The sequence below is a fragment of the Pseudomonas sp. HD6422 genome, from assembly GCF_025377065.1.
GTDB lineage: Bacteria > Pseudomonadota > Gammaproteobacteria > Pseudomonadales > Pseudomonadaceae > Aquipseudomonas > Aquipseudomonas putida_U.
Window position 1 is genome coordinate 1 of the sequence record NZ_JAHWIW010000058.1, and the last position, 24,676, is coordinate 24,676.

The 24,676-nt window shown below is 62.7% G+C and carries 23 protein-coding genes; 15 read left to right on the top strand and 8 right to left on the bottom strand.

All coding sequences use genetic code 11. From position 1 onward, the window contains the following. Positions 1-158: 158 nt before the first annotated feature. The 5 genes from KY379_RS26160 to dksA form a co-directional block, all read right to left on the bottom strand. Positions 159-1,613, bottom strand: coding sequence for a sigma-54-dependent transcriptional regulator (locus tag KY379_RS26160; RefSeq protein ID WP_133332200.1), 1,455 nt, complete (start codon positions 1,611-1,613; stop codon positions 159-161). Between the two features lie 4 nt (positions 1,614-1,617). Beyond that, positions 1,618-4,593, bottom strand: a complete 2,976-nt coding sequence (locus KY379_RS26165) for a sensor histidine kinase (RefSeq protein ID WP_261242096.1) — start codon at positions 4,591-4,593, stop codon at positions 1,618-1,620. Continuing rightward, positions 4,577-4,753 (bottom strand): hypothetical protein, encoded by a 177-nt coding sequence (locus tag KY379_RS26170; protein ID WP_010796831.1) that lies wholly within the window; start codon positions 4,751-4,753, stop codon positions 4,577-4,579. Before KY379_RS26170 ends, KY379_RS26165 begins: the two co-directional genes overlap by 17 nt. Positions 4,754-4,894: 141 nt before the next feature. Then, positions 4,895-5,782 carry a tRNA glutamyl-Q(34) synthetase GluQRS gene (gluQRS, locus tag KY379_RS26175; protein WP_261242094.1) on the bottom strand — a complete coding sequence of 296 codons (888 nt, stop codon included), beginning with the start codon at positions 5,780-5,782 and terminating at the stop codon, positions 4,895-4,897. Between the two features lie 64 nt (positions 5,783-5,846). Further along, entirely contained in the window at positions 5,847-6,293 is a 447-nt protein-coding gene (gene dksA, locus KY379_RS26180; protein ID WP_133332203.1) for an RNA polymerase-binding protein DksA, read from the bottom strand. Between the two features lie 211 nt (positions 6,294-6,504). On the opposite strand from dksA, the gene KY379_RS26185 reads away from it, so the two are divergent. Both KY379_RS26185 and sfsA read left to right on the top strand, forming a co-directional pair. Next, a complete protein-coding gene (locus KY379_RS26185; RefSeq protein WP_196174297.1) occupies positions 6,505-7,677 on the top strand; it encodes a pyridoxal phosphate-dependent aminotransferase in 1,173 nt (390 codons plus the stop codon). Continuing rightward, complete coding sequence (gene sfsA / locus KY379_RS26190; protein WP_261242093.1) at positions 7,677-8,390, top strand: DNA/RNA nuclease SfsA; 714 nt, start codon at positions 7,677-7,679, stop codon at positions 8,388-8,390. Before KY379_RS26185 ends, sfsA begins: the two co-directional genes overlap by 1 nt. Here the strand turns inward: sfsA and KY379_RS26195 are convergent. Next, positions 8,380-8,697, bottom strand: coding sequence for a Rieske (2Fe-2S) protein (locus KY379_RS26195; protein ID WP_261242092.1), 318 nt, complete (start codon positions 8,695-8,697; stop codon positions 8,380-8,382). The genes sfsA and KY379_RS26195 overlap by 11 nt on opposite strands. Before the next feature lie 149 nt (positions 8,698-8,846). On the opposite strand from KY379_RS26195, the gene KY379_RS26200 reads away from it, so the two are divergent. The 4 genes from KY379_RS26200 to KY379_RS26215 are packed head-to-tail and all read left to right on the top strand — an operon-like array spanning position 8,847 to position 12,408. After that, positions 8,847-9,707 carry a hemin ABC transporter substrate-binding protein gene (locus KY379_RS26200; RefSeq protein ID WP_261242091.1) on the top strand — a complete coding sequence of 287 codons (861 nt, stop codon included), beginning with the start codon at positions 8,847-8,849 and terminating at the stop codon, positions 9,705-9,707. Then, positions 9,704-10,741, top strand: a complete 1,038-nt coding sequence (locus tag KY379_RS26205) for a FecCD family ABC transporter permease (RefSeq protein WP_261242090.1) — start codon at positions 9,704-9,706, stop codon at positions 10,739-10,741. Before KY379_RS26200 ends, KY379_RS26205 begins: the two co-directional genes overlap by 4 nt. Beyond that, positions 10,741-11,508: a heme ABC transporter ATP-binding protein gene (locus tag KY379_RS26210; protein ID WP_261242089.1), complete on the top strand. Its 768-nt coding sequence runs from the start codon at positions 10,741-10,743 to the stop codon at positions 11,506-11,508. Before KY379_RS26205 ends, KY379_RS26210 begins: the two co-directional genes overlap by 1 nt. A gap of 12 nt (positions 11,509-11,520) precedes the next feature. Further along, a complete protein-coding gene (locus tag KY379_RS26215; RefSeq protein WP_261242088.1) occupies positions 11,521-12,408 on the top strand; it encodes a ChaN family lipoprotein in 888 nt (295 codons plus the stop codon). Between the two features lie 183 nt (positions 12,409-12,591). Here KY379_RS26215 and KY379_RS26220 read toward each other — a convergent pair whose 3' ends face one another. Together KY379_RS26220 and KY379_RS26225 are read right to left on the bottom strand one after the other, a co-directional pair. Beyond that, positions 12,592-12,870, bottom strand: coding sequence for a TfoX/Sxy family protein (locus tag KY379_RS26220; protein ID WP_261242087.1), 279 nt, complete (start codon positions 12,868-12,870; stop codon positions 12,592-12,594). A gap of 188 nt (positions 12,871-13,058) precedes the next feature. Then, on the bottom strand, positions 13,059-14,621 hold the full coding sequence (locus KY379_RS26225) for a bifunctional aminoglycoside phosphotransferase/ATP-binding protein (RefSeq protein WP_261242086.1): 1,563 nt from the start codon (positions 14,619-14,621) through the stop codon (positions 13,059-13,061). A 115-nt stretch (positions 14,622-14,736) separates the two neighbouring features. Here KY379_RS26225 and mrcB point away from each other — a divergent pair, with 115 nt between their 5' ends. The 9 genes from mrcB (at position 14,737) to msrQ (ending at position 24,565) form a co-directional block, all read left to right on the top strand. Continuing rightward, a complete protein-coding gene (mrcB, locus tag KY379_RS26230) occupies positions 14,737-17,058 on the top strand; it encodes a penicillin-binding protein 1B (protein ID WP_133332212.1) in 2,322 nt (773 codons plus the stop codon). Between the two features lie 27 nt (positions 17,059-17,085). Further along, positions 17,086-17,826 (top strand): tetratricopeptide repeat protein, encoded by a 741-nt coding sequence (locus KY379_RS26235; RefSeq protein ID WP_261242084.1) that lies wholly within the window; start codon positions 17,086-17,088, stop codon positions 17,824-17,826. Next, a complete protein-coding gene (locus tag KY379_RS26240; protein WP_133332214.1) occupies positions 17,826-18,158 on the top strand; it encodes a YqcC family protein in 333 nt (110 codons plus the stop codon). The genes KY379_RS26235 and KY379_RS26240 overlap by 1 nt, the downstream gene beginning before the upstream one ends. A gap of 408 nt (positions 18,159-18,566) precedes the next feature. Beyond that, a complete protein-coding gene (locus KY379_RS26245) occupies positions 18,567-20,291 on the top strand; it encodes an acetolactate synthase 3 large subunit (RefSeq protein WP_133332215.1) in 1,725 nt (574 codons plus the stop codon). 1 nt (position 20,292) lies between these two features. Then, a complete protein-coding gene (gene ilvN, locus KY379_RS26250) occupies positions 20,293-20,784 on the top strand; it encodes an acetolactate synthase small subunit (RefSeq protein ID WP_003250040.1) in 492 nt (163 codons plus the stop codon). 55 nt (positions 20,785-20,839) lie between these two features. Beyond that, positions 20,840-21,856 carry a ketol-acid reductoisomerase gene (gene ilvC, locus KY379_RS26255; protein WP_133332216.1) on the top strand — a complete coding sequence of 339 codons (1,017 nt, stop codon included), beginning with the start codon at positions 20,840-20,842 and terminating at the stop codon, positions 21,854-21,856. Positions 21,857-22,007: 151 nt separating this feature from the next. Next, positions 22,008-22,859 carry a CDP-diacylglycerol--serine O-phosphatidyltransferase gene (gene pssA, locus KY379_RS26260; protein WP_133332217.1) on the top strand — a complete coding sequence of 284 codons (852 nt, stop codon included), beginning with the start codon at positions 22,008-22,010 and terminating at the stop codon, positions 22,857-22,859. Positions 22,860-22,937: 78 nt separating this feature from the next. Continuing rightward, positions 22,938-23,951, top strand: coding sequence for a protein-methionine-sulfoxide reductase catalytic subunit MsrP (gene msrP, locus KY379_RS26265; RefSeq protein ID WP_133332218.1), 1,014 nt, complete (start codon positions 22,938-22,940; stop codon positions 23,949-23,951). Then, complete coding sequence (msrQ, locus tag KY379_RS26270; RefSeq protein ID WP_261242080.1) at positions 23,951-24,565, top strand: protein-methionine-sulfoxide reductase heme-binding subunit MsrQ; 615 nt, start codon at positions 23,951-23,953, stop codon at positions 24,563-24,565. The genes msrP and msrQ overlap by 1 nt, the downstream gene beginning before the upstream one ends. Positions 24,566-24,676 lie beyond the last annotated feature (111 nt).

The following is a 24,676-nucleotide window of genomic DNA, read 5'->3' on the forward strand; positions in this document are numbered from 1 at the left end:
CCACCATGTGTCCGGTCCATACACCAAGAAAAAAGTTGCCCGCCGTAAAGGCGGAAGGGGCCAGTAGCGCCGCTACACAAAATGGACCGTTCCCAGTCCCATTGCCAAACCAACCAAACCAAACGGGGGCAGACAAAACACCTGGCCCCCTGGCGCGATCAGTTATCGCTGGTAGCGTTGCTCTTGCGACGTGGAATACCCAAGCGCTGACGGCGCTCCCACAGGCACTTGCGGCTGACGCCGAGCTTGCGGGCCAACTCGGTTTCGGTCATGTGGTCCTGATGCTCCAACACGAAATGCTGGAAGTAATCCTCCAGTGACAGGTCTTCGGTCGGTTCATGGCTGGCATTGCCGGCAGCGGAGCCGTTGACCAGCGCAGGCGGGGTGTCCAGCAGGTCGTCTTCGTCCAGGTCGCTCAGCTCGATGTCGATGCCCAGCAGGTCGGCGGAAATCTCCGGGCTCTCGCTCAAGATCACCGCTCGCTCCACGGCGTTTTCCAGCTCGCGCACGTTACCCGGCCAGCTGTAGTGGCGGATAGCCTGTTCGGCGTCGGCGGCGAACCGCAGGTCGTCGCGGCCGATGCGTGCACTCTGCCGGGCGAGGAAGGCGTTGGCGATTTCGTTGACGTCGCTGCCGCGTTCACGCAAGGCCGGTAGTTTCAGCGCGATCACGTGCAGGCGGTAATAAAGGTCTTCGCGGAACTGCCCGGCCTTGGCCAGATTCTTCAGGTCCCGGTGGGTCGCGGCGATCAGGCGGACATCGACCTTTTGCGACTGCACGGAGCCGACCCGGCGGATTTCGCCTTCTTGCAAGACCCGCAGCAGGCGCGCCTGGGCTTCGAGTGGCAACTCGCCGATTTCGTCGAGGAACAGGGTGCCGCCGTCTGCGGCCTCGACCAGGCCCGCGCGTCCGGCGCTGGCGCCAGTGAACGCGCCCTTCTCATGGCCGAACAGTTCCGACTCGATCAGGGTTTCGGGAATGGCGGCGCAGTTGACCGAGATCATGGGGGCCTTGGCCCGGCGCGACAGGTTGTGCAGCGCCCGGGCGACCAGCTCCTTACCGGTGCCGGACTCACCCTGGATCAGCACATTGGAGTCGGTGGGGGCAACCTTGCGGATCTTGTTGAACATGTCCTGCATCGGTGGGCAGGAGCCGATGATGCCGATTTCGCCGTTGGCCGGTGCCGGGCTGGCCTTGTCGGTCGCAGCCGGCTTGCCGTTGGCACGCGGTTCGGCGCTGGCGACAGCTGGTGCCGGGGCATTCTGTCGATCACGCAGGATGCGCGCCACGGCCTGTAGCATCTCGTCGTGATCGAAGGGCTTGGCGATGTAGTCCACCGCGCCCATTTTCATCGAGTCCACTGCCGAGCGCAGGCTGGCGTAGCTGGTCATGATCAGCACCGGCGTGCCCTGGCCGAGCTTGATCAGCTCGGTGCCTGGGGCGCCGGGCAGGCGCAGGTCGCTGACGATCAGGTCGAAGGTGGCAATGCTGAAGCGTTCCTGGGCTTCCTGCACCGAGCCGGCTTCGCTGACCTGGTACTGGTTCCGTTCGAGCAGGCGACGCAAGGCCGAGCGGATGATGGTTTCGTCTTCGACGATCAGAATATGCGGCATTGATTCAATTCTCTCGACGGTCTCGAATTTCAGGGGACGTCGCTACGACATGCCGGGGCAGGGTCACGCGGATCCGGGTGCCACGTTGCCGTTCGATGTCGGCCGGGCTGTCGATGGTGATTTGCCCATAATGCTCTTCCACGATGGAATAGACCAGAGCGAGCCCCAGTCCGGTTCCCTCGCCCGGGTCCTTGGTGGTGAAGAACGGTTCGAACAAGCGGTCCATGATGCTTTTCGGTATACCGCTGCCCTCGTCTTCGACGATCAGGTCCACGGTGTGCTCGCTGACAGCGGTGCGCACGCGTACGGCGCTGCCGGGAGGCGAGGCATCGCGGGCGTTGGACAGCAGGTTGATGAGCACCTGGGCCAGCCGCTGCGGGTCCCCTTCGGCCCAGTGTTCCGGGTCGCAGAGGTTGAAGAACTGTACTTCGAAATTGCGCCGGTTCAATGCCAGCAGACCGATGGCGTCCTGCGCCACCTCGGCCAGGCACACCGGTTCTTCGCTGTTCTGGTGGCTGCCGCCGGCGTGGGCGAAGCTCATCAGCGACTGGACGATGCGCGACACGCGCTTGGTCTGTTCGAGGATCTGCCCCGACAGCTCGATGATCTCGCCATCGCCTTCGCGTTCCTCGCGCAGATTCTGCGCCAGACAGGCGATGCCAGTGATCGGGTTGCCGATCTCGTGGGCCACGCCGGCGGCCAGGCGGCCGATGCTGGCCAGACGTTCGGAGTGCACCAGCTTGTCCTCCAGGGCCTGGGTCTCGGTGAGGTCCTCCACCAGCAGGACCAATCCGCTGTTACCGGGTGCCAGGGGCTCGTCGATGGCGGCCTTGTGCAGGTTCAGCCAGCGGGGCTGGCCGTCGAGGACCAGGCGCTGCTTGTGCAGGTGCTCGTCGGGGACGTCGATGAATCCTTGCAGCAGGCCACGCCAAGGTTCGGTGATGGTCACCAGGCGCGAGCCGACCACATGCTTGGCGGCAATCCCGGTCAGCTCCTCCATGGCCCTGTTCCACATCAGGATCTCCTGATCCTTGGCCAACGAACACACGCCCATCGGCAGTTCCTGCAAGGTCTGGCGATGGTAGCGACGCAGGGCGTCGAGTTCGGCGGCCAGGCCGGTCAGTCGCGAGTGGTAGTCTTCCAGGCGGCTCTCGATGAAGTGGATGTCCTCGGTGACGTAGTTCTCGTTACCGGACTTGTAAGGTAGAAAGGTCTCGACCATGTCCTGGGCCACGCTCGGCCCCATCAGGCCGGAGAGGTTGGCCTCGATGCGGTCACGCAGGCGGCGCAGGGCATACGGGCGACGCTCGTCGAAAGGCAGATACAGGTCACGCAGGGCCTGTTCCACCTCTTTTTGCGCGGCCTTGGCGCCCAGGGGCTTGGCCAGTTGCGTGGCGAACTCCTGGGGCGAGGCGGCGTGCAGTTCGCGGCGTTGCGGGCGACGCACGTTGTCCACGGCGCAGGCCTCGGCGGCGCTGACTTCCTCGCTGCTGGCATTGGTGAACAGCGAGATCAGGGTGAACAACAGAACGTTGGCCGCCAGCGAGGCGATCGCGGCCATGTGCCAACTGGTGTCGTCGAGCACATAGATCATGTCCAGCAACGGGATGTAGAAGCCCTGCACATTGCCCAGCAGCGGCAACAGCATGGTGACCATCCACACCAGGGTCCCGGCCAGCAGGCCGGCCACGAAGCCGCGGCGGTTGGCGGTTGGCCAATACAGCACCGAGAGTACCCCTGGGAGGAACTGCAAGGTCGCCACGAACGCGACGATACCCAGATTGGCCAGGCTCTGGTGGTAGTTCTGGCTCAGGTAGAACATGAAACCGGCGGTGATGATGGCGACGATCAGCGCCCGGCGGGTCCACTTCAGCCAGCGATAGATATTGCCCTCGGCCGGTGGCTGGTACAGCGGCAGCACCAGGTGATTCAGCGCCATCCCGGACAGCGCCAGGGTGGTGACGATGATCAACCCGCTGGCTGCCGACAATCCGCCGACATAGGCCAGCAGGGCCAAGGCCGGGCTGTTGGCGGCAATGCCCAGGCCAAGGGTGAAGTACTCGGGGTTGGTGCTGGCGCCCAGCCGCAGGCCAGCCCAGAGTATCAGCGGCACCGCCAGGCTCATCAGCAGCAGGAACAGCGGCAGACCCCAACTGGCGCTGACCAGCGAACGCGGGTTGAGGTTCTCGGTGAAGGCCATGTGGTACATGTGCGGCATGACGATGGCCGAAGCGAAGAACACCAGCAGCAGGGTGCGCCAAGGGCCTTCCTGCAGCGGTGTGTGCAGCGCGGAGAGGGCGGTCTGGTTCTGCAGCAGCCACACTTCCAACTGGTGCGGGCCGCCGAACACGCCGTACAGCGCGTACAGACCGATGCCGCCCAGGGCCAGCAGCTTGATCACCGACTCGAAGGCGATGGCGAACACCAGACCTTCGTGTTTCTCCCGGGTGGCGATGTGCCGCGAGCCGAAGAAGATGGTGAACAGGATGATCAGAATGCAGAAGGCGAATGCCACCCGGGCCTTGACCGGCTCACCGGTGAGAATGCTGATCGAGTCGGCCACCGCCTGGATCTGCAGGGCCAGCAGGGGCAACACGCCGATCAGCATGATCACCGTAGTCAGCGCACCGGCCCAGGTGCTTCTGAAACGAAACGCCAGCAGGTCGGCCAGCGACGACAATTGGTAGGTGCGGGTGATCTTGAGGATCGGGTAGAGCAGCACCGGGGCCAGTAAGAAAGCCCCGGAGACCCCCAGGTAGCAGGCCAGGAAGCCGTAGCCGTACTGATAGGCCAGGCCGACCGAGCCATAGAACGCCCAGGCGCTGGCATAGACGCCCAGCGACAGGGTGTAGGTCAGCGGGTGGCGAATGATCGAGCGCGAGATCAGTCCACGCTCGCTGATCCAGGCCACGCCGAACAGTACCAGCAGGTACGCGGCGCTGATCAGGATCATCTGGGTCAGGCTAAAGCTCATCGGCATCTCGTTGGCTCTGCAGGATGAAGGTGACGACGATCAGGATCAGCCAGAGCAGATAAGGGCGGTACCAGGCTCCGGTCGGATCGATCCACCAGTCCATGATCGCCGGGGAGAACAGGTAGATCCCCACGACCAGGAGCAGGACCAAACGATAGATGTACATGCTGGCCTCATTGGTTGGGCGCTGCGGGCTTGGACTTATTATTGGCGCAAATGGCTGGGGCGATGCTAGCGGGAATCGGTAGTGTTCGCCAAGGTTTTGAAATTACTGGGCTTTTGTTTTTGAGAAAGGACCGGACCTGCCTCAATGCAAATCCGCCTCCGCCACCGTCGTCCGGCGAGCGATCGCCTCGGGCCTCCAGCGCTGGCGTGCCACTGCCAGCACTTCGGCCGGCGTTGCCGTCAGCAACTGCGCCTCGGTCTTCTGCCCCAGCGCCCGCAATGCGCGCAGCAACAAAGGTGTGGCCTGGTCGGCTGCCAACGGCGGCGAACGGTACGACTTGCCCAGCTTGTGCCCATCGGGCTGGGTGATCAGCGGAATATGCAGGTAACGCGGCTGCGAGAGCCCCAGCAATTCCTGCAGGTACAGCTGGCGCGGTGTGTTGTCCAGCAGGTCGGCGCCACGCACGATGTCGGTAACACCTTGCCAGGCATCGTCCAGTACCACCGCCAGCTGATAAGCGTACAGGCCGTCGCGTCGCTGGATGACGAAATCCCCCACCTCGCGCCCAAGGTGCTGCTGGAACTCGCCCTGGACCCGGTCGCTGAAGCGGTAGATCAGCTCCGGCACGCGCAAGCGGATGGCCGCCCCTTCGCGTGCATGCCCGGCATCTCGGCAAAAGCCGGGGTAGATACCGTTGTAGCCCTCGAGCTGCTTGCGCGAACAGGTGCAGGCGTAGGCCAGACCCATGTTGAACAGGCGTTCGACCACGTTGGCGTAGGCCTCATGCCGTTGGCTCTGGTAGACCACCTCGCCATCCCATTCCAAGCCATACCGCTCCAGAGTCTGCAAAATCGCATCGCGGGCGCCGGGCATTTCCCGGGGCGGGTCGGTGTCTTCCATGCGCAGCAGCCAGCGGCCGCTGACGGCGCGGGCATCGAGCCAGGAGGCGAGGGCGGCGACCAGCGAGCCGAAATGCAGGAAGCCACTGGGGGTAGGGGCGAAGCGTCCGATGTAGCGGGAGTCGGTCATGGTATTCGGGAGCATATAAATGAAACGGGGCGCATGATGCGCCCCGTCTTTGCTGGAAGAAAGATCAGCCTTTGCCGACTGTCTTTTCCTTTTTCTCGGCAATTTCCTTGCAGTCGAAGCACAGGTCGGCAGTCGGGCGAGCTTCCAGGCGACGCAGGCCGATCTCGATGCCACAGGAATCGCACCAGCCGTATTCCTCGTCCTGAATCTTCTGCAGGGTCTTGTCGATCTTCTTGATCAGCTTGCGCTCGCGATCGCGGTTGCGCAGCTCCAAAGCGAATTCTTCTTCCTGGCTGGCGCGGTCGGCCGGGTCGGGGAAGTTCGCAGCTTCATCCTTCATGTGGTCCACGGTACGATCCACACTCTGCATGAGCTCGCTCTTCCAAGCATTGAGCAGCTTGGTGAAGTGCTTCTTCATGGGCTCGCCCATGTACTCTTCGCCCTTGGTCTCTTTATAGGGCTCGACACCGTACATGGTTTGACCGGTTTTTTGCTTTTCTACGGTGGACATGAATAGACCGCCTCTCACTCATCTGATCCAATGCGCAGGCTGCTCCATCTCCGGCACCCGCCGGCCCTGCGACTGCGAGCCGCCGAACTTACCAGATTAGATCGGGAGTGCGCTACCCCGCCCGATCCCATGTATTGACAGCGGCCTACGTCGCACGTTCGATGCCGCGCAAAGGTAGAATCAACAGTTTAGACGCAATCGAGAAAAGGTCATGGCCCACCCCTACAGTGCGCGCAGCCGCGCCATCGAACCGTTCCACGTCATGGCGCTGCTGGCGCGGGCCAACGAGCTACAAGCGGCGGGGCACGACGTGATCCATCTGGAGATCGGCGAACCGGACTTCACCACCGCCGCACCGATCGTCGCCGCGGGCCAGGCCGCGCTGGCCGCCGGGCATACCCGCTACACCGCCGCCCGTGGCTTGCCCGCGCTGCGCGAAGCCATCTCGGGCTTCTATGCCCAGCGCTATGGTCTGGCCATCGACCCTGAACGCATTCTCATCACTCCAGGCGGCTCCGGGGCGCTGCTGCTGGCTAGCAGTTTGCTGGTCGACCCTGGCAAGCACTGGCTGCTGGCCGACCCTGGCTACCCCTGCAACCGTCACTTCCTGCGCCTGGTCGAAGGTGGCGCGCAACTGGTGCCGGTGGGGCCTGAGGTCAATTACCAACTGACGGCGGACCTGGTCGAGCGGTACTGGGACAAGGATACCGTCGGTGCCCTGGTCGCCTCTCCGGCCAACCCCACCGGCACCGTGCTGGGCCGTGACGACCTGGCCAGTCTGTCCAAGGCCACCCGCGAGCGCCATGGCCACCTGGTGGTGGACGAGATCTACCATGGGCTGACCTACGGCATGGACGCACCGAGCGTGCTGGAAGTGGACGACCGGGCATTCGTGCTGAATAGTTTTTCCAAGTATTTCGGAATGACCGGTTGGCGCCTCGGCTGGCTCGTGGCGCCGCCGGACGCCGTGGCCGACCTGGAAAAGCTCGCGCAAAACCTCTACATCAGCGCCCCGAGCATGGCCCAACACGCTGCCTTGGCCTGTTTTGAGCCCGAGACCCTGGCCATTTTCGAACAGCGCCGTGCCGAATTCGCCCGTCGTCGCGATTACCTGCTGCCTGCCCTGCGCGAGTTGGGTTTCGGCATCGCCGTAGAACCTCAGGGGGCGTTCTACCTATATGCCGACATCAGCGCCTTTGGCGGTGACGCTTTCGCCTTCTGCCGGCACTTTCTGGAAACCGAGCACCTGGCCTTCACCCCGGGGCTGGACTTCGGCCGACACCTGGCCGGCCACCACGTGCGCTTCGCCTATACCCAGAGCCTGCCGCGTCTGGAAGAGGCCGTGCAGCGTATCGCCCGTGGTCTGAAGAGCTGGCAGGGCTGATGGTGTTCTTTCCAATGCTCGAGCAAGGGCGCCTGTTGCGCCGTTACAAGCGCTTCCTGGCCGACATCGAACTGGCCAATGGCGAGCAGCTGACCATTCATTGTCCCAACACCGGCTCCATGCTCAATTGCATGCGCGAAGGCGGACAGGTCTGGTTCAGCCGCTCCAATGACTCCAAGCGCAAGCTGCCGGGCACCTGGGAGATCAGCGAAACGCCCCAGGGGCGCTTGGCCTGCATCAATACTGGCCGCGCCAACGCGCTGGTCGAGGAGGCGCTAAGGGCCGGTGTGATCACTGAGCTGGCGGGCTTCACCGCGCTCAGGCGCGAAGTGGCCTTTGGCGAAGAGCGCAGCCGTGTCGACTTTCGCCTGGAGTTCGACGGCGCCCCGGCCTATGTCGAGGTCAAGAGCGTGACCCTGGGCTACCCGGACAGTGCCGTGGCGGCGTTCCCTGATGCCGTCACCCAGCGTGGTGCCAAGCATCTGCGTGAGCTGGCTGCGCTGGCCCGTCAGGGCATCCGCGCGGTACAGCTTTACTGCGTCAATCTCACTGGCATCGAGGCGGTGCGCCCGGCCGACGAGATCGATGCCGGCTATGCCCTGGCACTGCGTGCGGCGGTAGCGGACGGTGTCGAGGTGCTGGCCTATGGCACGCGCCTGGATGCCGAGGGCATCGTCATCGACCGCCCGTTGCCGGTACTGCTCACGCCGTGAGCCAGATGCCCTGGCTGTCTTCCCGGCAGCCCAGGGCCTGCAACGCTTTGCCCTCGCAGGGGCCAGCGACGCATTCGCCGCTGTCGATCAGGAACAACGCCCCGTGATGGGCGCAGTGGATCAGGCTGGCGCTATCGTCGAGAAAGGCGTGCTCGGCCCAGTTCAGCGGGATGCCCTTGTGCGGGCAGCGGTTGCGATACAGGTACACCTGGCCCTGGCGGCGCACGCCGAACAGGTCGATGCCGTCTACGCTGAAGGCGCGGCTCTGGCCTTCGGCCAGGGTCTGGGAAGTACAAAGGAAATGCATGGGCAAGGACGGCTCGTGAAACGATGTGATGGCTTGACGCGTCAATGCGAATAATTATCAAATCTCGTATTCGCCGCGCCAAGTGTCTATGGTGCGCAGTTCCGTCGCTCGTCACAAGGCGCGCGGCCCGCCTTGAAAAGGAAACCGATATGCGTCTTGCCGCTGCCGTGCTCGCTCTAGTGGCCTCTACCCACGTGCTGGCCACCGATCTGCCGCAACGCTGGGTCAGCGCCGGAGGGGCATTGAGCGAGTGGATCAGCGCTTTGGGCGGTGAGTCACGTCTGGTCGGTGTCGACACTACCAGCCAGCACCCGCCATCGCTGAAGGCACTGCCGAGCATCGGCTATCAGCGGGCACTATCGGCCGAGGGCATTCTCAGTCTAGGCCCGGATCTACTGGTCGGTACCGAAGAAATGGGGCCGCCGCCGGTACTGGCGCAGATCCGCAAGGCCGGGGTGCAGGTTGAGATGTTATCCAGCAAGGCCGATCTCGCAGCGGTGGACGACAACCTCAAGCATTTGGGGGCACTGCTTGGCGCCGAGCAGAAGGCTGCGCAACTGACTGCCGACTATCATCAGCAGCTTGCAGATGTCCAGGCGCAGGTTCAGCGGGCGCAGGCTCAGCACCAGGCGCCAGGGGTGCTGTTGCTGGTGGGGCATGCAGGTGCCAAACCGTTGATCGCCGGAGTGGGCACTGCAGGGGATTGGCTGCTGCGCAAGGCCGGGGCGCGGAACCTGGCCGAGCATCAGGGCTACAAGAATTTCTCCAACGAGGCGCTGGCGGCCCTGGACCCGGACGTGGTGGTATACACCGATCGGGCGCTGGACGGCGAACAGGCGTTGCAGGCGCTGTTGAAGGAAAACCCGGCTCTGGCCAGTTCGCGTGCCGTGCGCAGCAAGTATCTGGTAGCGCTTGATCCGACCTTGCTGGTCGGTGGACTCGGACCTCGCTTGCCAGCGACCCTGCAAAACCTCGCGACCATCTTCTACTCGGTTAGTCCCGCCGAATGAGACAGCGGATCCAGCCACGCACGTTGTTTGCCTGCCTGACGCTGCTGTGCCTAATGGCGATATGGCTATCCCTGGCCCTCGGCCCGGTCAGTCTGCCGCTGTTCGATACCCTGCGCGCCGGCCTACGCTTGCTCGGCGCACCCATCGCTGGAGAGGGGCTGGAGCAGGCCGAGCTGATCCTTGGCCAGATCCGCTTGCCCCGGACCCTGTTGGGTCTGGCGGTCGGTGCGGTGCTGGCGTTGTCGGGGGTGGCCATGCAGGGGTTGTTTCGCAATCCATTGGCCGATCCTGGCCTGGTCGGTGTCGCCAGCGGCGCGGCGCTGGGGGCGGCGGTGGCGATCGTCGGCGGCAGTTGGGTGGGTGGCCTGCCGGAGGCTTTCGCGCCATATCTTTTGTCAGGGTGCGCCTTCATCGGCGGGCTGGGAGTGACGGCGCTGGTGTACCGGCTGGGGCGCCGCGATGGCCAGACCAACGTCGCCACCATGCTGTTGGCGGGTATCGCCCTGACCGCCCTGGGTGGTTCGGCGGTAGGGTTGTTCACCTACCTTGCCGATGACGCCACTTTGCGTACCCTGACCTTCTGGAACCTGGGCAGCCTCAACGGTGCCAGTTACGACCGGCTGTGGCCCTTGTTGCTGGTGGTGCTGGCGGTCGCGCTGTGGCTGCCGCGTCGGGCACAGGCGCTGAACGCGCTGCTGCTGGGCGAGTCGGAGGCACGCCACCTGGGTATCGAGGTGGAGCGACTCAAGCGCGAGTTGGTGTTCTGTACGGCGCTGGGGGTGGGGGCGGCGGTGGCGGCGGCCGGTCTGATCGGCTTCGTCGGTCTCGTGGTGCCGCACCTGGTACGCCTGCTGGCAGGGCCCGATCATCGGATACTGCTACCGGCCTCGCTGCTGGCCGGTGGCAGCCTGCTGTTGTTCGCCGACCTGGTGGCGCGCCTGGCGCTGGCGCCGGCGGAATTGCCGATCGGCATCGTTACCGCCTTCATCGGTGCGCCGTTCTTTCTGTTTCTGCTCGTGCGAGGGCGCAACTGATGCTCGAAGCCGAAAGCCTGCGGGTGCGTCGAGGCAGCAACGACGTATTGCATGATATCGACCTGCAACTGCTGCCAGGCCAAGTCCTGGGCGTGCTCGGGCCCAACGGCGCGGGCAAGAGCAGTCTGCTCGGTGCTCTGTGTGGCGAGTTGGCACCCAGCCATGGCTGCGTGACCCTCGACGGGCAGCCCCTGGACCGCTGGCCGGGTCAGGCGCGGGCACAGCGCCTGGCGGTACTGCCGCAAGTGTCCAGCCTGGGTTTCGCCTTTCGCGTCGAAGAAGTAGTGGGCATGGGCCGGTTGCCACACGGCAGCGGCCGCCAGCGCGACCGGGAAATCATCGAGCAGGCACTGCGTGCGGCCGATGCCTGGCATTTGCTGGAACGTAGTTATCTGGCCTTATCCGGCGGCGAACGTCAGCGGGTGCACCTGGCGCGGGTCCTCGCCCAGCTATGGCCGGGCGAGCAGGGCGCCACGCTGCTGCTCGACGAACCGACGTCGATGCTCGACCCGTTGCATCAGCACACCACGTTGCAGGCCGTGCGCCGCTTCGCCGGCCGTGGTGCGGCGGTGCTGGTGATCCTGCACGACCTGAACCTGGCCGCCCGCTATTGTGATCGTATCCTGCTGCTCGAAGCGGGGCGCGCCCATGCGTTGGCAGCTCCCGAACAGGCGCTGACGCCGGCTTCGCTCACGTCGGTGTTCGGCATCGATGTGTTGGTCCAGCCCCATCCGGAACGGGGCCACCCACTGATCATCACGCGCTAGGAGGCCCTGCTCATGCGCCACCCCATGCTGTTCGGCACACTACTGGGCTTGTTGCTGGCGCTCGGAGGGTGCCAGGCCAATCTGCCGCCGATACCCGCCTGGCAGGGGCGCGAAGGTCTTGACGATGCCTCCCTCGGGCAGATCCGCGACCTGGCCAGCGGTGAGTCGATCACCCCGAACGATCTGGTCCAGCGCCTGGCTGCGGCGCCACGGGTGTTGGTTGGCGAGAGACATGACAACCCCGATCACCACGCCCTGCAACTCTGGTTGCTGCGCGCCCTGCAGTCCCAGCGCAGGCAAGGCAGCCTGTTGCTGGAGATGCTCCAGCCGGAGCAGCAGGCGCGGGTCGATGCTCTGGCAGCACAAGCCTCGTTGCCAGCGGACCTGCCCAAGGCGCTGGATTGGCAGGACGGTTGGGACTGGCAGTTTTATGGGCCGATTGTGCGCGAGGCCCTGCAGAGCCATATACCGCTGTTGGCGGCCAATCTTTCATCGGTTGAAATCCGCCAGGTCTATCGGCAGCCAACTGCGTTGCCAGGCGAACACTCGAATGTCCCGGCGGTGAGAGCAGCCTTGCTCGAGCAGGTACGCGCGGGGCACTGTGGTCTGCTCCCAGAGAGTCAATTGCCGGCGATGCTGGCTGTTCAGCAGCAGCGCGACCGGCGCATTGCCGAGCGTATGCTGGAGGCGCCTGAGCCGGCATTGCTGTTGACCGGTGCCTATCATGCGCGCAAGGACTTGGGCGTTCCCCTGCACCTGGCCGACCTGCGTGCGCAAGGGCAGAGCAAGGTACTGCTGCTGATGGAGGTCGGTGAAAAGGTCGAGCCCGGGACGGCAGACTACGTGTGGTACACGCCTGCCACACCTGAGCAGGATTACTGTGCCCAATTACGCAAGTGATGGTCGTAAAACACCCAGGCAAAAAAAAGACCCGGCAAAGTGCCGGGTCAATAACCGTGATTAGCCTGATGAGGAGATAATCTGAGAGTCCGAACCAGGGGCTTTCAGTTTATCCAACTGATCTCGCGATCAGTTGTGATAATCATAACGATTCTCATTTCGTCGTCAATCCCCTTTCTCCGTTTATTTCGAATTTTTTTGCGACGGGCTTTTGGCATCGAGCTGCTGGTTGAGCGCCTGCTTGCGTTCGAGCGGCAGGTCGTTCCAATGCATGTCCAGCAAGGCGCCTTCGATGGCGTACAACAGCACCTTCGACGCCCGGAAACCTCGAGTCTTCACCGCCTGGTAGGCGCCCACGGCACCCAGGCGGCGCAAGTCCGACGCGCTGTGGATACCGGCTGCATGCAGCCACTGGGCGGAGGTCTTGCCGAGATTCTTCAGATGCTGCAACTCATCGTTCATCGAGCCTCCTGGCGATGGCCGAATGGGTATTGGGGGGTTGCATCGTGGCTCAGTCAGAGTGGAGTGTAGCGGGGGATGGGAAATACGCGGCGTTTTGCCATGGTTGGGGAGTGGGCATACTGCCGGTAAGCCGGCTCCTACAGGTCGAGGTAGGAACCGGCTTGCCGGGGGGAGGGCGTCGGCGGTGTTTACAACCCTGGCAAGTGCTGACGGACCTGGTCGATCACTTGATCCATGCTACTGCTGTCCTGGGTATCGACACGGGTGCTGTGCACCAGCTCCTGTGCATCCAGCGGCTCGCGGCTGGCCTGCTGGGCCTTGACCACTTCGAGGGTGGCATCGGACGGATCGCCGCCTTCGGCCTGACGTTGTTGCAGCCAGCTGGCGATCACCGCTTCCGGTGCCTGGCAGTCGAGAATCAACAGCGGTACCCCTGTGGCGTTGGCCACCTCGGCCGCCGCCTGACGCTGGGCATGCTTGAGGTAGGTGGCGTCGAGCACCACCGGGAAGCCGGCGCGCAGGATGGTCGCGGCCAGCGCGTGCAGGCGCTGGTAGGTGGCGGTGGTGGCGTCCTGATCGTAGATGCCGGCAGCCAGCTGGCCGGTCTGCGCGTCCTGCTGCTCGCCGAACAGGCGCTTGCGCTCTACGTCCGAACGCACCCGCACCGCGCCCAGGGCTTCGACCAGGCGCATGGCGACATGGCTCTTGCCGACTGCCGAGACACCATGGGTGATGGCCAGCAGACGCGACGGGATGGCGCTGTAGCTTTCCGCCAGGTTGGCGTAGTTACGGTAGGTACGCAGGGTGGTGGCACGCTGCACGCCATCGGAGTCCGGTGACAGGCTGAACAGCGCGACCTTGGCGCGGACCAGGGCACGGTAGGCTTTGTAGAAATTCAACAGTTCCAGCCCGGCATAGTCGCCGGTCAGCTCCAGGTACTGGCTGACGAAACGCCGTGCCAGACACTTGAGGCCGCGGTCTTCCAGGTCCATGGCCAGGAAGCCGACATCGGCATAGACGTCGGTCAGCCGGAACGGCTTGTTGAACTCGATGCAATCGAAGATCACCACCTTGCCGTCGATCAGCGTGGCGTTGCCCAGGTGGATATCGCCGTGGCATTCGCGGATGAAACCTTCGGCCTTGCGCGCCTCGAGCAGTCCATGCAGGCGTTCGAAGCTGCTGCGCGCCCAGGCTTGCAAGGCATCGAGTTGACGCAGGTCGGCCGCGTCGGTGAGGAACGGGCGAATCTGCTCGAAGTTCTGCTCGACCGGGGCCATCACGCTGTCAGGCGTGCCCAGCGGGTGGTCGACCGGTACTTTGGGTGCCTGCAGGTGGAATTCGGCGATCTGCCGGGCCATCTGGTCGATGTGGCCGGCGTTGAGCTCGCCGTTGGCCTGCAAGGTGTTGAGCATCTGGTCCTGAGGGAACTGGCGCATCTTCAGGACGTATTCGATCGCCTCGCCGTCGCCGCCGATCTGAGGTTGCTCGGCACTACCGGTGATCGGCAAGACCTCCAGGTAAAGACCGTCGGTCAGGCGCTGGTTCAGCCGCAGTTCTTCGTTGCAGAAGTGCTGACGCTGGGCCAGGCCGGTGAAGTCGAGGAAGCCGAAATTCATCGGCTTCTTGATCTTGTAGGCGTACTCACCGGTGAGCAGAACCCAGGAAATATGCGTCTCGATGAGTTTGAACCCATCCACCGGGTGAGGGTACAGGGCGGGGTTCTGCAACGCGTTGATCAAGGCTTGGCTCACTGTAAATCCTTCCTGGGCAGGGAATTCGAATGCGCCATTATGGTCAATGGTGCCGTCCCTGCATACCGCCCAGGGCGTCTGCCCAGCCTTTATAAAGTGCGTATAATCCGCCGCCATGACTCGAACCCGAAATTCCCGTACCCCTAAAAAAGCCCCGAACAGCCGTACCCGAACCTGGTTGGGCTGGGCCCTGAAGCTCAGCCTGGTTGGCCTGGTGATCCTCGCCGGCTTCGCGGTCTACCTGGATGCTGTCGTTCAGGAAAAGTTCTCCGGTAAGCGCTGGACCATTCCGGCCAAGGTCTATGCCCGGCCACTGGAGCTGTTCACTGGTCAGAAACTGAGCAAGGCCGACTTCCTCACCGAGCTCGATGCCTTGGGCTACCGCAGGGAAAGCGCGGCCAATGGCCCGGGCGCGGTGGCCGTCAACGGCAACACGGTCGACCTCAATACCCGCGGCTTCCAGTTCTACGAGGGCATGGAACCGGCGCAGTTCGTGCGCGTACGCTTCTCCGGCGACTACGTGGCGGGGCTGGCCGGGGCCAATGGCAGCAAGCTCGACGTGGTGCGTCTCGAGCCGTTGATGATTGGCGGCATCTACCCCAAGAACCTCGAAGACCGCATCCTGATCAAGATCGACCAGGTGCCGCCGTACCTGCTCGAAACCCTGGTGGCCACCGAGGACCGCGATTTCTACAGCCACTTTGGCGTATCGCCCAAGTCGATCGCCCGGGCGATCTGGGTCAACACCTCTTCTGGCTCCATGCGCCAGGGCGGCAGTACCCTGACCCAGCAGTTGGTGAAGAACTTCTACCTGACCAGCGAACGCACCCTCACCCGCAAGCTGACCGAAGCGATGATGGCTGTGCTGCTGGAGCTGCACTACGACAAGCGTGAGATCCTCGAGGCCTACCTGAACGAGGTCTTCATCGGTCAGGACGGCCAGCGCGCCGTGCACGGCTTCGGCCTGGCCAGCCAGTTCTTCTTCAGCCAGCCGCTGTCGGAGCTCAAGCTGCATCAGATCGCCTTGCTGGTGGGCATGGTCAAGGGGCCGTCCTACTACAACCCGCGTCGCCATCCCGATCGGGCCCTGGCCCGCCGCAACCTGGTGCTCGACCTGCTTGCCGAGCAGGGCGTGGCGAGCAAGGAAGTGGTCGAGGCCGCGAAGAAGATGCCGCTCGGTGTGACCAAGCGCGGCAGTCTGGCGGACAGTTCGTTCCCCGCCTTCCTCGACCTGGTCAAGCGCCAGCTGCGTCAGGACTACCGCGACGAAGACTTGACCGAAGAAGGCTTGCGCATCTTCACCAGTTTCGACCCGATCCTGCAGATGAAGGCCGAAACCGCCATGAACGAGACCTTCAAGCGTCTGGCCGGGCGCAAGGGGGCCGACGACGTGGAGTCGGCGATGGTCGTGACCAACCCGGAAACCGGCGAGGTGCAGGCCTTGATCGGCAGCCGCCAGGCAGGCTTCGCAGGCTTCAACCGCGCTATCGATGCGGTACGCCCGATCGGTTCGCTGGTCAAGCCTGCGGTCTACCTCACCGCCCTCGAGCAACCCAGCAAGTACACCTTGACCAGTTGGGTGCAGGACGAGGCGTTCTCGGTCAAGGGGGCCAACGGCCAGGTCTGGCGACCACAGAACTACGACCGTCGGTCCCATGGCACCATCTACCTGTACCAGGGCCTGGCCAACTCGCTGAACCTTTCCACTGCCAAGCTTGGCCTGGAAGTGGGCGTGCCGAACGTCATCAAGACCATCGGTCGGCTCGGCGTCAACGTCGACTGGCAGCCGTTCCCGGCCATGCTGCTGGGGGCTGGTGGCATGTCGCCGATGCAGGTCGCGACCATGTACCAGACCATCGCCAACGGGGGGTTCAATACCCCGATGCGTGGTATCCGCAGCGTTTTGACCGCCGAAGGCGAGCCGCTCAAGCGCTACCCGTTCAAGGTCCAGCAGACGTTCGACCCAGGCGCCATTTATCTGGTGCAGAACGCCATGCAGCGGGTAATGCGCGAAGGCACCGGCCGTTCGGTGTACAACGTACTGCCTAAAACCTTGACCCTGGCCGGCAAGACCGGTACCAGCAACGACTCGCGCGACAGCTGGTTCTCCGGCTTCAGCCAGGACCTGCTGGCCGTGGTCTGGCTGGGCCGGGACGACAATGGCAAGACACCGTTCACCGGCGCAACCGGCGCCCTGCAGGTCTGGACCAGCTTCATGAGCAAGGCCGATCCGCTGCCGCTGGACATGCCGCAGCCGGATAACGTGGTACAGGCGTGGATCGATCCGTACAGCGGGCAGGGTTCCGACAGTAGCTGTCCGGGAGCGGTACAGATGCCGTATATTCGCGGAAGCGAACCGGCCCCTGGCGCGACCTGTGGCGGCCAGCAGGATCCGGTGGAATCAGTCATGGACTGGGTCAAAGGCTGGATGAACTAAGCTGCGGCAGTATTGATGAGGTGTTAAGTGAAAAAGTGGTGGTTTCCTGCCGTGACGGCACTGGTGGTGCTCCAGGGTTGCTCCAGCGTTCCGCGGGGCAACATCCCGGTGGTCGATTCGAGTACCCGCGTCTCCAACAGTGAGCGGGTGTCGGCCAACCGTGCTGCGGTCGGCCCCAGCGGTGGTACCGCGCAGGCGCAGACACTGCCCGAGGACTCGGGCGTCACCGTGATGATTCCGCAGGGTGCCGGTGCCACTCCGATCAGCACTGGTCCCATCACCCCTGGGCCAGTGACCTCCGGTCCGATCACTACCAACCCTAACCCTATTGCCGACGAACCCTTCGATATCGCTGCGATGAACAACACGCCAGCGGCGTCTAGCGCGCCGACCGGCATTCCGCGCAACGACACCAGCAGCGGCGGCCTGTCGGCGGACGAACAGCTCGATGGGCCAGTGCTGGCGCTGCTCACCACCGCCCAACAGCAACAGGTCGGTGGTGACTTCAATGGCGCCGCGTCGAGCCTGGAACGTGCCCAGCGTATTGCTCCGCGCGAGCCGCAGGTGCTGTTCCGCCTGGCCCAGGTGCGCCTGTCCCAAGGTGATGCGGCGCAGGCCGAGCAGTTGGCGCGCCGCGCCCTGACCTACGCCAATGGCCGCCCGGACCTGCAAGCCGAGCTGTGGAACACCATCGCCCAGGCCCGCGAGAAGCAGGGTGACAGCGCCGGTGCGGCCCTGGCGCGGCAGAAGGCCCGGGTCAATTCGTGATGGTCGAGCCCCGCATCCTGGAAATCGCCGACCATCTGCTGCTGATCGAGCGCGAACTGCAAGTGCAGGGCTGGTGGAGCGACGCCGCTCCCAGCGCCGAGGCGCTGGCCAGCGTGGTGCCGTTCGCGGTCGACAGCATGACTTTCGAGCAGTGGCTGCAGTGGATTTTCCTGCCACGCATGAAGGTCATCCTCGAACACGGCCACCCGCTACCCAACGCCTCCGGCATCCTGGTGATGGCCGAAACCGTGTTCGCCGATCGTCCGGAGCAGAGTCGGGAGCTGCGACGTCTGTTGGCAGCATTCGACCAATTGATCGGCGCTTGCGCCTGATTTCTTCTCTTTTTCCTATAAGGGCCGCAGTTTGTGGCCCTTTTTTGTAAAAATCTTATTTTTTCTGCTGCTGACTCGGTTTTTAGTGGTGGAACGAATTCATCTTCGGGAAAAATTGGCAATAATTTTTCTTGACTTGTAGGCCGCGAATCAGAAGAATCCAGTTTCCGCTGTAGAGGGACTGCCAGAAGCAGACCCGCTAGGCAGATCATGAGGCGCACACCCGCGCCGACTTGTTACACCCCGCAACGCGTTACCTCGCGCTGGGTGGGATACCCCCGCAACACTCAGGGGCGTTCCCAATACTTGCTCAGTCAGTGCTGACGTTCGCTCATGCTCTGCTTGGCAGTAAACCTATTAAGACCCGCCCAGTGAGGGCGGTATTCTGGCGTTTTAGAGGTGAACAACGTGGAGCTTTTATCCGGCGCTGAAATGGTCGTCCGCTTCTTGCGTGACGAAGGCGTTAAGCACATCTATGGGTACCCAGGCGGTGCTCTCCTTCATGTTTACGACGCACTGTTCAAAGAACCGGAAGTGGAACACATCCTGGTTCGCCACGAGCAGGCGGCAACCCATATGGCGGACGGTTACGCCCGTGCCACCGGCAAGGCCGGCGTGGTACTGGTGACTTCCGGCCCAGGCGCGACCAATGCCATCACCGGTATTGCCACCGCCTACATGGACTCCATCCCGATGGTTATCCTGTCTGGCCAGGTGCCGAGCACCATGGTCGGTACCGATGCCTTCCAGGAAACCGACATGATCGGTATCTCGCGGCCGATCGTGAAGCACAGCTTCATGATCAAGCACCCGACCGAGATCCCCGAAGTTCTGAAGAAGGCGTTCTACCTGGCGCAATCCGGCCGTCCAGGTCCGGTCGTGGTCGACATTCCAAAAGATATGACCAACCCGGCCGAGAAGTTCGAATACGTCTATCCGAAGAAGGTCAAGCTGCGCTCTTACAGCCCGGCGGTGCGTGGCCACTCCGGCCAGATTCGCAAGGCAGCCGAGATGCTCCTGGCCGCCAAGCGTCCGATCGTCTACTCCGGTGGTGGCGTGATCCTCGGCGGTGGCTCCGAAGCCCTGACCGAAATCGCCAAGTCGTTGAACCTGCCAGTCACCAACACCCTGATGGGTCTGGGTGGCTTCCCCGGTACCGACCGCCAGTTCCTCGGCATGCTCGGTATGCACGGCAGCTTCACGGCCAACCTGGCCATGCACAATGCCGATGTCATCTTCGCGGTCGGTGCGCGTTTCGACGATCGCGTGGTCAATGGCCCGGCCAAGTTCTGCCCGAACGCCAAAATCATCCACATCGACATCGATCCGGCGTCGATCTCCAAGATGATCAAGGCCGACGTGCCGATCGTGGGGCCGGTCGACAGCGTGCTCAACGAGATGCTCGGCATCCTCAAGGAAATCGGCGAGCAGCCTGACAAAGCGGCGCTCGATGCCTGGTGGAAGCAGATCGACGAATGGCGTGGCAATGGCGAACTGTTCCCGTACGACAAGGGCGACGGTAACGTCATCAAGCCGCAGAAAGTCATCGAGACCCTGTGCGAAGTGACCCATGGCGATGCCTTCGTCACTTCCGACGTTGGTCAGCACCAGATGTTCGCGGCGCAGTACTACCGCTTCAACAAGCCTAACCGCTGGATCAACTCCGGTGGCCTGGGCACCATGGGCTTTGGCTTCCCGGCGGCGATGGGCGTCAAGCTCAACTTCCCGGACCAGGACGTGGCCTGTGTGACGGGCGAAGGCAGTATCCAGATGAACATCCAGGAGCTGTCGACCTGCATGCAGTACGGCCTGCCGGTCAAGATCGTCAACCTGAACAACGGCGTGCTGGGTATGGTCCGCCAGTGGCAGGACATGTCGTACAACGGTCGCCACTCGCACTCGTACGTCGAGTCGCTGCCTGACTTCATCAAGCTGGCCGAGGCCTATGGCCATGTGGGTATCCGCATCACCAGCCTGAAGGACCTCAAGCCGAAGCTTGAAGAAGCCTTCGCGATGAAGGACCGCCTGGTGTTCATCGACATCGCGGTCGACCGTAGTGAGCACGTCTATCCGATGCAGATCAAGGATGGCTCGATGCGTGACATGTGGCTGAGCAAGACGGAGCGTACCTGATATGCGGCACATCATCTCCCTGCTGCTGGAAAACGAACCCGGTGCCCTGTCTCGCGTGGTCGGCCTGTTCTCCCAGCGCAACTACAACATTGAAAGCCTGACCGTAGCGCCGACCGAAGACCCGACCCTGTCGCGTCTGACGCTGACTACCGTTGGCCATGACGAAGTGATCGAACAGATCACCAAGAACCTGAACAAGCTGGTCGAGGTGGTGAAACTCGTCGACCTGTCGGAAAGCGCCCATATCGAGCGCGAACTGATGCTGGTCAAGGTCAAGGCCACCGGCGCCCAGCGCGCCGAAATCAAGCGCACCACGGATATCTTCCGTGGCCAGATCGTCGATGTGACCGCCAGCGTGTACACCGTGCAACTGAGCGGTACCAGCGACAAACTGGACAGCTTCATCCAGGCGATCGGCACTGCATCGATTCTCGAAACCGTGCGCAGCGGCGTTACCGGCATTGCCCGTGGCGACAAAGTGCTCAGCATCTAAATTCAAAAATTAGCAATGGCTCCGCAGGGGCCGAGATATAACCAGGGGTATTTTCATGAAAGTTTTCTACGATAAAGACTGCGACCTTTCCATCATCCAGGGTAAGAAAGTCGCCATCATCGGTTACGGCTCCCAGGGCCACGCTCAGGCGTGCAACCTGAAGGACTCCGGTGTAGACGTAACCGTCGGTCTGCGTAAAGGTTCGGCTACCGTTGCCAAAGCTGAAGCCCACGGCCTGAAAGTCGCCGACGTGGCTACCGCTGTTGCTGCTGCCGACCTGGTCATGATCCTGACCCCGGACGAATTCCAAGGCGCCCTGTACAAGAACGAAATCGAGCCGAACATCAAGCAGGGCGCTACCCTGGCGTTCTCCCACGGCTTCTCGATCCACTACAACCAAGTCGTGCCGCGCGCTGACCTGGACGTGATCATGATCGCGCCGAAGGCTCCGGGTCACACCGTTCGCTCCGAGTTCGTCAAAGGCGGCGGTATCCCTGACCTGATCGCTGTCTACCAGGACGCTTCGGGTAACGCCAAGAACGTCGCCCTGTCCTACGCTTCGGGCGTCGGTGGCGGTCGTACCGGCATCATTGAAACCACCTTCAAGGACGAGACCGAAACCGACCTGTTCGGTGAGCAGGCCGTTCTCTGCGGCGGTACCGTCGAGCTGGTCAAAGCCGGCTTCGAAACCCTGGTCGAAGCTGGCTACGCGCCGGAAATGGCCTACTTCGAGTGCCTGCACGAGCTGAAGCTGATCGTTGACCTCATGTACGAAGGCGGCATCGCCAACATGAACTACTCGATCTCCAACAACGCCGAGTACGGTGAGTACGTCACCGGCCCAGAAGTCATCAACGAAGAATCCCGCAAGGCCATGCGCAACGCTCTGAAGCGCATCCAGGACGGCGAGTACGCGAAGATGTTCATCTCCGAAGGTGCCACCAACTACCCATCGATGACCGCCAAGCGTCGTAACAACGCTGCCCACGGCATCGAAATCATCGGTGAGCAACTGCGCTCGATGATGCCTTGGATCTCGGCTAACAAGATCGTCGACAAGACCAAGAACTGAGTCTTATCGAAACATGAAAAACGCGGCTTCGGCCGCGTTTTTTCGTTCTGCCGGCGCGCATCTGGTATAAAGCAGGCCAGAGGTCCGCTGTCAGAACCTGTTTTGCGGGCCCGTTGTCGAACATTTTCCATCCTGTTGCAAGGTACCCTCCATGAGCGAACGTCCCGAAGAGCCGAACAAGCCCTCCGACGCCGAAAGCCTGCTACCTGTCGATGAGCACATTGAAGAAGGTCATGACGCCGAAGGGCGCAAGGTGCGTCATCGCGGTATCTATCTGTTGCCCAACCTGTTCACCACCGCCAACCTGTTCGCCGGTTTCTATTCGATCATCAGCTCGATGAGTGCGCAGAGCGCCCTGAGTGCGGGTGATCCGCGAGAGGCGAGCAAGTACTTCGCCTTTGCTGCCATCGCCATTTTCGTCGCCATGGTCCTCGATGGCCTGGATGGCCGGGTGGCGCGCATGACCAATACCCAGAGCGCCTTCGGCGCCGAGTACGATTCGTTGTCGGACATGGTCGCCTTTGGTGTCGCGCCGGCGCTGCTGGCGTTCGGCTGGGCCCTGGGTGACATGGGTAAGGTCGGCTGGATGGTCGCCTTCATCTATGTAGCCGGTGCGGCGTTGCGCTTGGCACGTTTCAACACCCAGGTCGGTACCGCCGACAAGCGTTATTTCATCGGCTTGGCCAGTCCGGCTGCGGCCGGTGTGGTGGCGGGTACGGTGTGGGCATTCAGTGACTACGGCATCCAGGGCTCCAAGCTGTCGTTCCTGGTGGCGCTGCTGGTGGCCGCGGCTGGCATGCTGATGGTCAGCAACATCAAGTACAACAGCTTCAAGGAGCTCGACCTCAAGGGGCGCGTGCCGTTCGTGGCGATCCTTGCGGTGGTGCTGGTGTTCGCCGTGGTGTTCAGCGACCCGCCGCGTATCCTGCTGCTGATCTTCCTCGCTTATGCGGCTTCGGGGCCCATTCAGTCCCTGCTGCGTTCGCGCCGCCGTAAATCCTGACAAATGATTTAATGGTGGAATAACATTCCGGCTCCATAGTCTTACGGGTACATCCGTCACCCGTGCTATGGAGCCGCCATGTTGATCAAGCTTCCCAGGTCGTCCGACTGCAAGGCAGCGGAGATCACCCCCGAACATCTCTACTTTTCCCGTCGTAAGCTGCTGGGGGCATCTCTCGCGGGTTTCGCCGTGAGCGCACTGCCAGGGTTGGGGCGTGCGGCTGAGGCCAGCCGCTATGCGGACGTCGACGTCGGCGCAGCGCCTGGCTGGTTCTCCGAAAAGCTTGGCGCCACGCGCTGGCAGGCGGTCACCGTCCAGGGCGAGGCGATCACGCCCTTCAAGGATGCCACCCACTACAACAACTTCTACGAGTTCGGGCCTGACAAGGGAGACCCGGCAGCCAACGCCGACAGCCTGCCGACCGAGCCGTGGAGCGTGGTGATCGACGGTGAAGTGGGTAAGCCTGGACGCTACGCGCTGGAAGACTTCGTTAAACCCTATCAGCTCGAGGAACGCATTTACCGGCTGCGTTGTGTCGAGGCCTGGTCGATGGTGATCCCCTGGCTGGGCTTTCCACTGGCGCAGGTGCTCAAGCAGGTGGAGCCGACCTCCAAGGCGCGGTATGTGCGCTTCGAGACGCTCGATGATCCGCAGCACATGCCTGGGCAGCGTTCTGGCTTCGCCCTGATCGACTGGCCATACAGAGAAGGGTTGCGCCTGGATGAGGCCATGCACCCGTTGGCAATTCTGGCGGTGGGGATGTATGGCCGTGAGTTGCCTAACCAGAATGGCGCGCCGCTGCGTTTGGTGGTGCCGTGGAAGTATGGCTTCAAGAGCATCAAGTCGATCGTGCGTATCAGCCTGGTGGCCGAGCAGCCGGGGACCACCTGGCAAGGTCTTGCGCCGACCGAGTATGGCTTCTATGCCAACGTCAATCCGCAGGTGGATCATCCGCGCTGGAGCCAGGCTCGTGAGCGGCGTCTACCCAGTGGGTTGTTCAGCCCGAATGTGCGGGACACTCAGATGTTCAATGGCTATGCCGACGAAGTTGCATCGCTGTATACCGGCCTCGATCTGCGGAAAAACTATTGATGCGCTATCCATGGTTGCGCCTGGGTATCTTCGTGGTTGGCTGTCTGTTCCCGCTGTGGTGGTTGTATGAAGCGGCGATGGGCATGCTTGGGCCCGATCCGGGAAAGATCCTCATGGATCGCCTCGGTCTTGGGGCGCTGACCTTTCTGCTGGTGAGCCTGTCGATGACCCCGCTGCAGCGGCTGACGGGGTGGTCGGGTTGGATCGTGGTGCGGCGGCAGCTGGGGCTGTGGTGTTTCGCTTATATAGTCCTGCACATCCTGGCGTATCTGTTCTTCATCCTCGGTCTGGATTGGGGGCAGTTGGCGGTTGAGTTGCGCAAGCGGCTTTACATCATCGTCGGGGCGTTGGCGTTTCTTGGATTGTTGGCATTGGCCGTCACCTCCAACCGATACAGCCAGCGGCGGTTGGGTGCACGGTGGAAGAAGCTGCACAAGCTGGTGTATGTGATTCTTGGGCTGGGGTTGCTGCACTTCTTGTGGATCGTTCGCTCTGATCTGCGGGAGTGGGCGATCTATGCGGTGTTGGGTGGATTGTTGATGGTAGTGCGTATTCCGCTGTTGGCGCGATGGTTGTCCCGGCTGGGCCGACGGCGGGGGAGGGCGGTGCCTTAGATGCGGTCTCGCCGGCCTTGATAGGGGGTATTTCCTAAATATCTGATTTTCTTGAAAATAGGTGTTGACGCCGTTTCGAATCCCCTTATAATGCGCACCACTTCCAACGCA